Raw genomic sequence first — 12229 nt, forward strand, 5'->3', positions numbered from 1 at the left:
GCGGCCGGTGACGTGCCGGCTGGGTGACCAGACGTCTGCGCCAGGTCGTCGATCTGCGTTCACGCGACGAGTTGTGCGCGAATGGTGAATATGTGGTTCCACCCGCACGGTCGACCCGGCCGCCGATCACACGCGGCGACCTTCGCGCGATCGTCCGCTTCGCCCTCATCCTCGGAGGCCCACGCGCCTACAGGTTCCCCGCGGCACTCCCCAGCGCCGACGAGGGGACATCCGAGACGAAGCGGACCAGATCGCCAACAGAAGACGGATACATCAACAGAAAGACTATCCAAACCGGATAGATTGATGGCCCGTTGTCATCTTGTCAACCCGAAGGATGATCGGACTCTGTTCACATCGCAAGGCGACGCCTGTGGCGGCGAATCCGCGCACACTGGGGGCACGCAGCACCCCTGACGGGCCATCCCGCGATCGCCAGGGCCAGGGCACAGCAGATCAGGGCACCACGAACCACGACCCAAACCGCACCGGAACAGACCCGGTCCGATCCGGTCACCACCGGGCGAGACCATGTCTGCCCAGGTCAGACGAGATCAGTGGCAGGTCGGCCGGCCAGCGGACATGCTGATCGGCTGGACGGCAACCGTCACGTCCGACCGGTGCCGGGTGCCGTTACGCCAGCACGTGCAAGAACCCGCAGGAAGCAGGAGGAGGACAGGTGTCGACGCAGGCCCCGACCCCACAGGATTCGATGTCTCCCGCCGGGCCGGGTGAGCCGGTCACCGCGCTGCCCTCCACCTCCGACTCGCGGCTCGCCCGGCAGCTCGGGTTCATCCTGGAGATCGACAAGCTCAAGTCCGTGCTGCGCCGCAGCCGCCTCGCCGACGACTCGCGTGCGGAGAACGATGCCGAGCACTCCTGGCATCTGGCGATGATGGCCGTGGTGCTCGGCGAGTACGCCGACGAGGAGGTCGACACCGGCCGGGTGCTGCGCATGCTGCTCGTCCACGACCTCGTGGAGATCTACGCGGGCGACACCTTCGTCTACGACCAGGCCGCGATCGCCGAGCAGGAGGCCCGGGAGAAGGCCGCTGCCGACCGGCTCTTCCCGCTGCTCCCCCGCGACCAGGCGGTCCAGCTGCGCTCCCTCTGGGAGGAGTTCGAGGCGCGGCGCACACCCGACGCGCGTTTCGCCCGCGCGCTGGACCGGCTGCAGCCGCTGATCCTCAACTACGTGACCGGCGGCGGGAGCTGGCAGACCCACGGGGTCCGCGCCCAGGACGTGCTCGCCCACCAGCGGGTCGTCTCCGAGGGCTCGCTGGCCCTGTGGGAGTACATCAACCAGCTGGTAGGGGACGCCGTCCGCCGCGGCTACCTGGCCGCCTGACCAACTGGCCGGCCAGGCCGCCTGACCGGCAGGTCAGCGGCCGGGTCACCGCCAGGCCAAGCCAGGCCGACGGTCCGCTCACCGCCAGGCCGGCGGCTGACTCACCGGCGGGCCGGCTGGCTCAGAGCTGGACCCGGCTGGCCGCCAGATGGGCGAGCATCGCCTGGTTGGCGGCCCAGCCGTCCGGGAACCTGACCGGCTCGCCGAGATGCACCGGGTCGCTGGTCGGGTGGGCGTCGAGCAGCTCCCGGATGCCGGCGCGGGCGACCACGAGGCAGGCCTGCCGATGCCTGGACGCCAGCACGCACAGCCGGCCCGCCTCCAGGTGGAAGGCGGTGGCGTCCCGCCGGCCGGACAGTGGGTGCAGCACCACGGTGACCTCGTACTCCCGGCCCTGCAGCCGGTTCGCCGTGTCCACCACGACCTGGCCGTCCCAGCCCGCCGAACCGGGCCCGGCACCGGACGCACCGGAGCCGGAGCCGGCCGCAGGATGATCCGCGTCCCCTTCGGTCGTGGCGAGGCCGCCGAGCGCGGCGCGGATGGCGACCACCTGGTCCCGGTGGGCGGCGCCGACGGCGATCCGTCCCGGGGTGATCCGTGTCTTTTCTCCGCCCGACGTCGCCAGGGTGCCCCGCTCGAGGATCCGTCGGGTGAGCTGCGCGACCGCCGCGACGGCTTCCGCGTCGGTCCGCATGGTGTGGCGGGCCGGCAGCTCCAGCAGGCCCCAGCCGGTCGTGGCGGCGACGTCGAGGACGTCGTCGACGGGGCTTTCGGCGCGTCCGGGCACCACCAGCCCACGCTCACCGAGGTCGGTACCCGTCCGGAAGCCGGTGAAGGGATAGAAGGCGTCCGCGACGACGTCCTGGGCCGTGCGCGGCAGCCGCCAGGACACGGGCAGGCGATGCACCGGCAGGTCGGGGTTGTTGCGCTGCAGCACCGCCACTGCGCTCTGCATCGGGTTCCAGACCAGCCCGTGCCAGCGGTCGCCCGTGACCGTGGAGAACGGGTCGAGCTGACCGGGGTCGCCGACGAACAGGGCGCGCTCGAAGCGTGCGGCGATGGCCAGCAGGGTGTCGGAGCGCATCTGGTAGGCCTCGTCGACGATCGCCCACGGCCAGGTTCCGTCACGGACGTAGGCCCATTTCGCCGCGGTCGAGATCGTCACCTCGGGATCCCCGAGGCTGTCGACGTCGCTGGCGGTGACGACGTTGGACAGGCCGGCCAGGCGGGCCGACGGAAGGTAGCCGGTGCGGCCGAGACGTCCGATGCGGGCGGCAGGCAGCTCGTCGGCCAGCCGGGCCGCGAGCCGTTCGACCAGGTCGTCGACCTGTTCGTTGGTCTGGGCGACGATCATCAGCGGGGCACCGGAGGCGGCGAGGACCGCCGCCGTCCGCACGACCAGGGTGGACTTCCCCGCTCCGGGCGGCGAGTCGACGATGACACCGCGATGCCGGCCGGCGCGCAGGTCGTCCAGGATGGCGAGGGTGACCGCCTCGGCCTGCGCCGCCGGCGAGAGCCCGGCGGATCCGGCGAGCCCGGCGGACCCCGCAGCGACCTCGCCGACAGCGCTCACTCCCAGGCCTCCGCGGTGTCCTTCTCGGTCGGTTCGTAGGGTTCGGGTGGGCCGCCGTGAGTCCAGGGGGTGTCGGCGGTGTCCGGCATCGGGGCGGAGCGCACACCGTCCGCGAGGACCGCGCTGTAACAGAGCGACTCGCCGACCTCCGCCACCGTGCCGGGCGCCGGTGCCGCCGACCGGCCCATGCCGCTGCGCGCCTCCAGGGTGATCAGCAGGCCACCGCCCGCAGGCGGGACGTCGATCGCCTCGATGACGCATTCCTGCCTGCGGCGGCTGCTCGCGACGACCTTGGCGCCGACGGTGAGCCGGACCGGGTCCTCGGTGCGCACCGTGAGCAGCGGACGGGTCACCAGGCGGCCCTTGCCCCGCCCGTTCGGGATGCGGCGGTCCCACTCGACGGCGACGACGGTGCCGCTGAAGGCCTCGCCGGTCACCCGGTGCTGCGCCATGACCAGTGGGTCGTCGAAGGCACGGTCGGCGTCGTAGCCGGCCTGTGCCTGCTCGATCCGGTTCAGCCGGCGCGCGGCGGCGACCGCGCCGTCCCGGCGGGCCTGCGGGAGCCCTTCTTCGACCATGTAGGTATGGAAGCCGGTGTAACGGGCGCGGTCGGTCTCCCACCGTGCCGGTACGGAGGCCCCGGCAGGCAGGCCGCCGAGCAGGTCGAGGGCACGCCAGACAAGGTCCCAGGTCGGCTGGAGCTGGGTGCGCAGCAGGTTCTCCAGGCGGGTCACCGCACGCGCGACGCCGGCCGGCCCCGCCGCCGGGTCGGCGGCGGGAGCCGCGGTGTCGGCTACGGTTGCCGCGACGGCCGTGTCGTAGGCGGCGATCGCGGGCGCGAGCTGCTCGGTGTCGAAGCCGGGGTCGGTGGTGGGCCCGGCCGGCGGGCAGTGCCGGGGATCCTCGGCCAGCCGGGCGGCGGCCGCCCCGGGCAGGCCCGGCGGTGGGTCGATCCATCCCAGCAGCGCGGCGAGGTTCGCGTCCTCCAGCGCGCTCTGCCCGGTGGCCCAGTGCAGGCCGAGCAGGTCGGTGACCGCGAGCATCAGCGAGGACCCTGGGATCTCGGCCCGCTCGGCGAAGAACGTCAGCCAGCGACCCAGCAGGGGCACACTCGGCGCGACCGCGTACTCGCCTTCCGTCGAGCGGAAGCGGGTCGACCGGGCGAACAGCCGGACAAACTCGACGCCGGCCGGGTTGGGCACGACAAGCTGCGGCGCGTCGAGCGACCGTGGCCCGTTGGTGAGCTCCTCGGTCGCCGCCGCGAAGCCCAGGACGTGCGGCAGCATGATCTGGGCAAGCTGGTCGGCGAACGCGAAGCGCAGATCCCGGTTCCGGGGCTGGGCCACCACGAGCAGCGTGGCCTCGTCCCGCGCGGTGCCGACCATCGCCGCGAGCGGGGCGTTCGCCTCCCCGGCCAACGTCAGCGGCACGAGGACGAACGGGCGCGCCGACAGGTGCGCATGGCGCACGGTCGCGGTCGGCGCCGCGTTCCCGGTCGCCACCGCGAGCGCCCGGGCGTACGAACTGATCGCCGTCACCCGCGCTCACCACCGGAAGCGGATGCCGCAGCGACAACCTGGGCCGGCGGCGGAGGCGGGGCCGGAGCCGGGCCCGGGCCCGTTGCCGGCGGAGGGACCGTTGCCGGCGGAGGGACCGGGGCCGGCGCGGCAGCCAGGACCTCCGCGTACATCCGCGCCGTGATCATGAGGTGGGCGGCGGCCTCGGCCTGGCTCTCGGTCGGTGTCCGGGTGCCGCCGGCGAGGTCGAGCACCTCGGCGACGGTGTCGATGCCGCCGAGTTCCTCACGCACGCTCGCGCCCAGCGCGGCGGTGCGGCCCGCGGCCTCCTGCCGGCAGCGGAACGCCAGCTCGCAGACGGACAGGCAGTCCGGCGCGTAGCGGGCCGGCAGCTGGTCGAGCGCCTCGGTGAGCTCCCCGGCGGGCCTGCTCGGGGCACCGTCCGCGGCCGGTGCGAGATCGAAGGTCAGCTCGGGCGGCAGTGCGTCCAGCAGGGTCTGCACCGTCGTCAGCCGGGCCAGCTGATGGTCGAGCGCGAGCAGCTGGCGCCGGACGTCGACCCTGGTCGCCATGGGCACGTTCGAGAAGTCCTTCGGGCAGACCAGGACGACGTCGTGGGAGACCGCCCCCGGCGTGCCGAGCATCCGGCGCAGCGCCAGCACGTAGACGGCGGCCTGCACCGCCGCGGCGGCGACCTTCTCCCCGTCCGCCTGACCGTCGACGACGGCGAAGGACTTGATCTCCACCACGTGCGCCCGCCCGTCCGGGCGGATCACCAGCAGATCGGGCTCGAGGTACACGTCCTGCCCGCCGACGGCGAGCCGCAGCAGCGGATGCGCCAGCAGCACCGTCCGCGGCGCCTCGGCACGCGACCCGGCACCGGCGCGGGACGCGGCCTCGGACCGCAGCACCGCCTCGGTGCGCTCCAGCCGCCGCGCGGGACCCTCCGCGTCCGAGCCGGCACCGGACGCACCCAGATCCAGGTAGATCACATCGCCGGACGTCGCCTCGTCGACGCCGGCGTCCACGTCCGCGTCGGAGTCGGAGTCGAGGCACTCCGCGAGCAGGGTGAGCAGCGCGGCGCACTCGTCCGCGGTCACCCGCGCCTCGAACACGTTGCCGCGGACGATCGCGAACGGGGACTGGCCGAAGGGGGCCGCGAACCCGATCTGGCGGGCCAGGAGCTCCTTGTCGATCCCGGCGGCGTCCAGCACGGCCCGGCGGGCACAGCCGGGGTTACGGGTCAGCGCGGCGATGGTGCGGGCGTCGTGACGCCGTCGCGGGGCGCGGCCACGGAGGCGGTCCAGGCGTTGCTCGGTCCGCTCCTCGGTCCGGTTCTGCACTGGCCTCCCGCGCCCCTCCCGTCGTGGCGGCCCTCGCCGCGGAGCAACCGCGGCAAACGATGCCTTCGACAGGGACGTCCGTCCAGTCTTGTGCCGGCATGTCGGTCAAAGAGTTGTCCTGGAAGCCGACTGGACCGGCCCCGGACTGCCGCCCGAACGGATCGCGGGCACGGCGGCGCGTGGACGGGCGGGGTGGCACCGGTCCCGCCCACGCACCGTTCGTCGGCAGTCAGCTCGTCGGCAGTCAGTCGGTCATCTGGAGATGGCGACGCGGTCGACGATCCACTGACCGAGCTCCTCGGTCATGGCGGTGTGCGGGGTCGGACGGGACGAACAGAGGAAGTCGTCCAGGTCGGACTGCTCCGGCGGCAGCGCGTTGATGTCGACGTAGAGGTCGTCGTTCGTCTCGACGCCGCGCACCGAGACAGCGCTGACCGACGGGACGAAGCACGCGGTGCGGTGGGCCACGTCCAGGCCCTCCCCGATCTCCTTGAGCGCGTCGGCGAGGATGCCGAACGAGTCGAGGGTGCCGCCCGGAGCACCGTCGATGTCGGGGAAGTCGTTCGTGGTGATCTTCCGCTCGCCGAGCAGCCCACGCAGGTCGGCGACGAGGCGGTCCCGCCCGCCCGCCTGGGTGTAGAGGACGGTGTCCGTCAGGTACGGGCCGCTGCTGCGCAGGGCCTCGACGCCGGGGGCGATGCCGTTGTGCCGCCCGTCGCCCACCCCGTTCGCGACGCCGATCAGGCGCGGAATCTGGGGCCAGCCACCGGCCCGCTCCAGGGCCTCCAGGAACTTCTTGCGAGCCGGATCGACCCGCGGCGTGCCGTCGACGGTCTCCAGGTGCCGCCAGAGCAGCTCCCGCGACGCCGGGCTGTTGATCTGCCGGGCCAGGGTGTCGTCGACCGGAGCCAGGTGATGCGCGATCGCCTGCAGCGCGATCGGGACGGACGCACCGCGGTGCGGGCTGTCGAATGACAGGTACACGCCGGTCTGGTGATCGATCCGCTGCGTCTCCAGCTGCGCCAGCGCGAGGCGGGTGACCAGCCCGCCCATGCTGAAGCCACCGACGACCAGACGCTCGTCACCCATCCGCTCGGCCATCGCGCGCATGATCGCCTCTTTCGCGACCTCCGCGTTGACGAGAATGGATTCGCTGCGCTCGTTGAATCCGATGAGCACGACGTCCCGCTGGCGGTCACGCAGCTGCGTGATGAAACGGTAGGGGTCGCTGTCGAGGCCCTCCCAGAGCCAGTCGAAGTCCGTGGGCCCCATGTTGAAACCGTCCGCCAGCAGTACGGGACGGACAATTCCGTTGTTGCCCTTTCCGTACCAGACGCGAGCCGATCCGTCCCGGAACTTCCAGACCGCGTCGGGCTTCGGCGCCACCACACCGGCGCGCGCGTCGGCGGGGATGACGAGCCCGACCGGGCCCATCGCCTGCTTCATCTTCCCCAGATCCTTGCCCGCCATCGATGAATCCCCCTCGGTAGGACGACGAGTACGCGAGGAGTATCACCGAGCACCGGAGAGATCGCCGGGCCGAGCCGTTCAGCCCCGGTCACGGCGAAATTCACCGGCGCGAGAAATCAGGTCAGATTCCGGCTCGGCGAAGGAACTGCCGGAATTCGCCGCCGACGTTACCGGTGCCTCCCGATGTCCCCGTTCCCGACGCCTTCCCGCCGCCCCCGGCACTCCCGCCGCCCCCGGTGCCCGAACCGGCGGCCGAGCCGGCCGAAGCCGACGACACCGACGAGGCGGACTTGGACTCCTTCGGATCCTTCGACTCCTTGGACTCCTTGCCGGTGGCCGCGGACTGCCGGGCGCGGGCCGCCCGGTCGGTCTGCCAGCGCTGCCCCAGGTGCACCGCGGCGGGCAGGATCGCGGCACGCACCAGAAGGGCGTCCACCGCGATCCCGATCGCCAGGCCGCCGCCGAGCATCTTGAGGGTTCGGGGCGGCTGGGCGGCGACGGACAGGAAGATGAACATCATCACGAAGTTCATCGTGAGCACGACGTGCCCGAGTTCGGCGTGGCCGCGCCGGATCGCGTCACGCCCGTCGCGGATCGGGTCGGGGCGCGCGCCGTCACGGCGGCGGGCGAGCAGCCGGGCCGCCCCCCGCAGTCCGCCTGCCCCGCCAGCCTTCGACGGTTCCGCCGCACCGCCACCGCCGCCCTCGCGCAGGCGGGCGAAGAGGATCAGGTTCATCACCGGGGCCAGGCCGAACACGCAGACCATCACCGGTATGAGGACGAACGGCTCGACCGGGCTGGTCATGACATGGAGGTGCCGGGCGGCGTCGACGTCCTGGAACACGGGGCGGAGCATGCCGCCGGCGGCCACCACGGCGAGCACCGCGGCCACGCCCAGCAGAACCGCGAGTGCGGGCAGCCCGGAGGCGACGAACACCATGAGACCGACGGCGACCAGCACCACGGCCAGGAACAGCGGCAGCGTCGAACGGAACTCGTCGGCCGAGTCGTCGAACATCGCGGTGGGTCCGCCGACCGCGGCCTCGGTGATGCTGCCGCCGAGGGTTGCGGGGAGCACGTCGTCACGCAGGTGCCGGACCAGGTCGCTGGCCTCGGTGGTGCGCGGGCCGGCGACGGGCAGGACCCGGATGACGGCCGGGCCGAGGGTCGGGTCGTCAAGGGAGATCTCGGCCGTCCGCACCCCCGGGGTCGCCCGGATCGCGGCCGCGACCTGGGCCGGCTGCACGATCCGGTCGGCGGGGTCCACGGGCGTGCCCCGGTCCACCGTCACCAGGATGGGGCCGTTCAGGCCGGGGAAGAATCCGTCACTCACGAGGTCGTAGGCGCGGCGAGTGGTCAGCGACGTCGGATCGGTGCCCGCGTCGCCACCGCCGATGCGCAGCCCGTCGGTCTGGTTGGCCAGGGCCATCAGGACCACGCCGACGGCCACCGCGACCAGCGCCGGGTACCGCCCGACCTGGGCCGCCCACCAGGACCGCAGGCCGGGCCGCCGGGCCAGGCCCGCGCCGGCCATGGCCAGGTAGTGCCGCTCGGCCCAGCCGAGCAGCCGGACTCCGCCGGTGGCGAGCAACGCCGGCAGCAGCGTGAGCAGCGCCAGCACGGCGATCATCACGGCCGCGGCGGCGGCGACGGCCAGGCCGCCGAACTCGTTCGGGAGCAGGCCCGCCACGACCAGCAGCGCGATGCTCACCCCCAGGCCGCCGATGACCACCGCGGCCCCCGCGGCCGTCGTCGCCGACGCCGCGGCCTGCTCCCTGTTCTGGCCGCGCAGCAGGGCCGACTGGGCCCGGTGCACGGCGACCACGGCGCCGCCCAGGCAGGTGCCGAAGGCGAGCACAGCCGCGGTCACCGGTGCGAACGGGGTCAGCTGCGCCGTGTGCGACAGCCGGCCGGTCACCGCGACGGCCTGCACCGCGCACACCCCCGCGGGCAGCAGGCAGACCACGACGCCCAGGCGTGACCGCAGCGTCACCCCCAGCAGGACGATCATCGCGAAGGCGGCGACGGCGAGCGGTGCCGGCGAGAGGTCGACGGAACCGATCATCGTCGCACCGGGGCCGGACATCTCGACCTGGATCTCGGGGCCGTCATAGGCCCGGGCGGCGGCGATCACCGCGCGGACCGCGTCGAGGTCCGGGGTGAGCGCGTCGTCGGCCATCAGGACGGACACCAGGGCGGTGCGCCGGTCCGCGCTGATCGGGTCCACCCCGGCCGTCGTCGCGCCGAGCGGTCCGGCCGGGTCCGCGACCAGGGTCACGCCGCGAAGCCGCCCGATCTCCGCCACCAGCGCGGTGATCCGTTCCCGGGCCCGCCCGGCGTCGACGGTGCCTCGGCGCGCACGGATCACGATCGTCTCGACGTCGGGCAGCTGTCCACCTGGCGACGCCCGCGCGACACCGTCCATCGCCCGCGCGGACTCGGAGCCCACGGGCGCGACCTCCTGGGCATACCGGGCGCCGCCCTCGCGGATGTGCTGCACGGCGGGCACAAACGCGACCAGCCATGCCGCCAGGACAAGCCAGCGATGACGGGAGCAGGAACGCGCGAGAATCCCCACGACCCCGGCAAGTTTCTCGGGCCTGTCGGTCATTCGAACACCCTAGAACGGAAAAATGACCCCCTTTCCGCCTTTGGTGGGGGCGGCGGCAATGGTCCGCGTACTCTCTTTTCCCACCCTTTGCCGGCGACCAGATCGCACCAACACCCGAAACGCCGTCGAACTCCCCCAAGGTGCTCTTCGTCTGGCCGGTCACGAGGGGCGTCCCGAGCCACCGCCGTAATTCCCGCTCAAGGCACCAGCGGCGACGCGAGCCCGCCAGAGGCTCATCCGGAACCGGCCAGTGATACGCCCCACCTGCCGCCGACCGCACGATTCCCCACCACCGCAGCGCCATCGCGGACGGCGCCGCGCCACTGCACCACCTCTCATCACGTCATCACCACCGCACCGGCGCAGCACCGCCGCGGTCATCGCGGCGACGCCGGAATTCCGGGCAAGGGCCACCCGGCTACCGCCACGGCGGCCGTGGCGGCGATGATGACGACGGTTTGACGATGGCGACGGTCTGACGGCACCGAGAATCGAGGACGCGCGATGGAGACGACCGCACCGTCCGGGCGGCAGCTTGAGCTGGAACACGGCGACAGCCGGGTGGTGATCACCGAGGTGGGCGGGGGCCTGCGTGACTACCGCGTCGGAGGGTTCGCGGTCCTCGACGGGTACGGGGCCGACGCCATGGCCAGCCGCGGGCGCGGCCAGCTGCTGCTGCCCTGGCCGAACCGCGTCGACGGCGGCCGCTACACCTTCCGCGGGACCGAGCACCAGCTGCCCGTGAACGAGGTCGCGCTGAACAACGCAAGTCACGGCCTGACCCGCTGGCTAGGGTGGGGCCTCGAACGCCTCGACGTGAACGCCGCCCGCGCCGACATCATCCTGCGGGCCCAGTCCGGCTACCCGTTCACCGTCGCGTTCTCGGCGCTCTACCGACTGGCCGACGACGGGCTGACCGTCACCGTCACCGCGACGAACCTGGGTGCGCAGGCGGCACCGGTCGGCCTGGGCGCACACCCGTACTTCGTCCTCCCCGGAGCGGACGGGGCCCCGGTGATGGTCGACGACCTGACGGTCACCGTGCCCGCCGAGACCCGCTTGCTCGTCGACGGACGCCTCCTTCCCGTCGGCACCGAGAAGGTCGCCGGCGGCCCGTTCGACCTGCGTCACCCCCGCCCGCTCGGGGATCTCGCGCTCGACACCTGCTTCACCGACCTGACCCGCGACGCCCAGGGCCGGGCCGTCGTCACACTCGCCGCGGCCGGCGGCGCGCTCACCGTCTGGCAGGACGAGACCTGGCCCTACCTGCAGCTGTTCACCGGAGACTCGTTCGGCCCCGGTCAGGCGCGGCGCAGCATCGCCGTCGAGCCGATGACCTGCCCGGCGAACGCCTTCAACAGCGGGGACGGGCTGCGGGTGCTGGAACCCGGCGAGTCGTTCGGCGGCTCCTGGGGTGTATCGCCCCAGCTGGGTGCCGGCCCGGGCTGACCCGGACCTCGCCGGCCCGGACCGCGCCGACCCGGACCGCGCCGTCGGGGGCCGGCGCCGCGCGGGACCGAGCGCCGGCGGCCACGCCCCGCTGGCGGCGCCGCCCCCCGACGACGGCACCTCGACGGCGACGTTCCCACCGGGCTCGCCCCGCGCGGCGAGCCCCTGACCAGAAGCCACCGCCTCCGGCAGCGCCTCGACTCAGTCGTGACGGACGCGAAAGAGCAGCAGGAACGCCGCGCCGGCCGCGGGCGCCCTCCGATCGAAGCCGAGCGGCTCCGGCCTCACCTGCCCGATCAGAACACGCCCGTGCTCCCCGCGGGTGAACACCCGCCCGTACCGGTCGACCTCCCCCACGCCGTGACCGCGACGCGAGACACCAGCCCCGCAGATGTATCCCCGCCGGTCCGCGTTCCCGACTATCGACTCCACGGGGCGCTCACCTCGGTAGATCTCCCCGTTTCGGTCCACCCGGCCGATCCGCCGGCACCCCCTGATACCGGTGGCGTACACCTCCCACGACGCGTCGACGAAGCCGATCCGCCGGAGCCCATAACGACGGTAGATGTCCATCGAGCCTATTTCCGCGTCGACTCGAACCCGCGATACACCCGACGATGCACCACAAGATCGAAAATGCTCATTGTTCCGCTCCCCCGAATCCGCTTCATTCACGACCGGCGCGGCGCGCGGTACCCGACCAAGGCCGCCCGATTCCGGATAATCGCGATCCGACCGGCGGCGACACGCCGATCCTCCCCCGCCACAGAACGGTGAACAACAAATCTGATTTGTTTATTTGTTGCCAGGTTTGTAGCTTTGACCCATACAGCCCCGACCGGTGCCCTGGTACCGTTACGCCCATCGGCCCGCGCGAGCGGAGCCCGGCCCGGCACCGGGAAACCGACGCCGGCAAAC

At 72.8% G+C, this 12229-nt stretch carries 8 protein-coding genes; 2 read left to right on the forward strand and 6 right to left on the reverse strand.

Annotated features, from left to right (window positions below):
* Positions 1 to 679 precede the first annotated feature (679 nt).
* Positions 680 to 1348 carry an HD domain-containing protein gene (locus tag CcI49_RS18795; RefSeq protein WP_198955567.1) on the forward strand — a complete coding sequence of 223 codons (669 nt, stop codon included), beginning with the start codon at positions 680 to 682 and terminating at the stop codon, positions 1346 to 1348.
* A gap of 121 nt (positions 1349 to 1469) precedes the next feature.
* Here CcI49_RS18795 and CcI49_RS18800 read toward each other — a convergent pair whose 3' ends face one another.
* The 5 genes from CcI49_RS18800 to CcI49_RS18820 all read right to left on the reverse strand — a co-directional run bounded on the left by CcI49_RS18800 (position 1470) and on the right by CcI49_RS18820 (position 9862).
* Entirely contained in the window at positions 1470 to 2921 is a 1452-nt protein-coding gene (locus CcI49_RS18800) for an AAA domain-containing protein (protein ID WP_076828155.1), read from the reverse strand.
* Entirely contained in the window at positions 2918 to 4459 is a 1542-nt protein-coding gene (locus CcI49_RS18805; protein WP_076828158.1) for a hypothetical protein, read from the reverse strand. The genes CcI49_RS18800 and CcI49_RS18805 overlap by 4 nt, the downstream gene beginning before the upstream one ends.
* Positions 4456 to 5781 carry a hypothetical protein gene (locus CcI49_RS18810; protein ID WP_076828160.1) on the reverse strand — a complete coding sequence of 442 codons (1326 nt, stop codon included), beginning with the start codon at positions 5779 to 5781 and terminating at the stop codon, positions 4456 to 4458. Before CcI49_RS18810 ends, CcI49_RS18805 begins: the two co-directional genes overlap by 4 nt.
* A gap of 252 nt (positions 5782 to 6033) precedes the next feature.
* On the reverse strand, positions 6034 to 7251 hold the full coding sequence (locus tag CcI49_RS18815) for a hypothetical protein (RefSeq protein WP_076828162.1): 1218 nt from the start codon (positions 7249 to 7251) through the stop codon (positions 6034 to 6036).
* 121 nt (positions 7252 to 7372) lie between these two features.
* Positions 7373 to 9862: an MMPL family transporter gene (locus CcI49_RS18820; protein ID WP_076828164.1), complete on the reverse strand. Its 2490-nt coding sequence runs from the start codon at positions 9860 to 9862 to the stop codon at positions 7373 to 7375.
* A 504-nt stretch (positions 9863 to 10366) separates the two neighbouring features.
* Between CcI49_RS18820 and CcI49_RS18825 the strand changes: the two genes are divergently transcribed.
* Positions 10367 to 11311 (forward strand): aldose 1-epimerase family protein, encoded by a 945-nt coding sequence (locus CcI49_RS18825; RefSeq protein ID WP_076828167.1) that lies wholly within the window; start codon positions 10367 to 10369, stop codon positions 11309 to 11311.
* 201 nt (positions 11312 to 11512) lie between these two features.
* On the opposite strand, the gene CcI49_RS18835 is transcribed toward CcI49_RS18825, so the two are convergent.
* Complete coding sequence (locus CcI49_RS18835) at positions 11513 to 11884, reverse strand: hypothetical protein (RefSeq protein ID WP_054570289.1); 372 nt, start codon at positions 11882 to 11884, stop codon at positions 11513 to 11515.
* Positions 11885 to 12229: the final 345 nt, after the last annotated feature.

Origin of the sequence: Frankia sp. CcI49 (genome assembly GCF_001983215.1) — a bacterium.
Lineage (GTDB): Bacteria > Actinomycetota > Actinomycetes > Frankiales > Frankiaceae > Parafrankia > Parafrankia irregularis.

Coding starts and splice junctions, on each gene's coding strand:
- CcI49_RS18815 (WP_076828162.1), bottom strand. CDS start 7,251: ATGGCGGGCAAGGATCTGGGGAAGATGAAGCAGGCGATGGGCCCGGTC.
- CcI49_RS18820 (WP_076828164.1), bottom strand. CDS start 9,862: ATGACCGACAGGCCCGAGAAACTTGCCGGGGTCGTGGGGATTCTCGCG.
- CcI49_RS18825 (WP_076828167.1), top strand. CDS start 10,367: ATGGAGACGACCGCACCGTCCGGGCGGCAGCTTGAGCTGGAACACGGC.
- CcI49_RS18835 (WP_054570289.1), bottom strand. CDS start 11,884: ATGGACATCTACCGTCGTTATGGGCTCCGGCGGATCGGCTTCGTCGAC.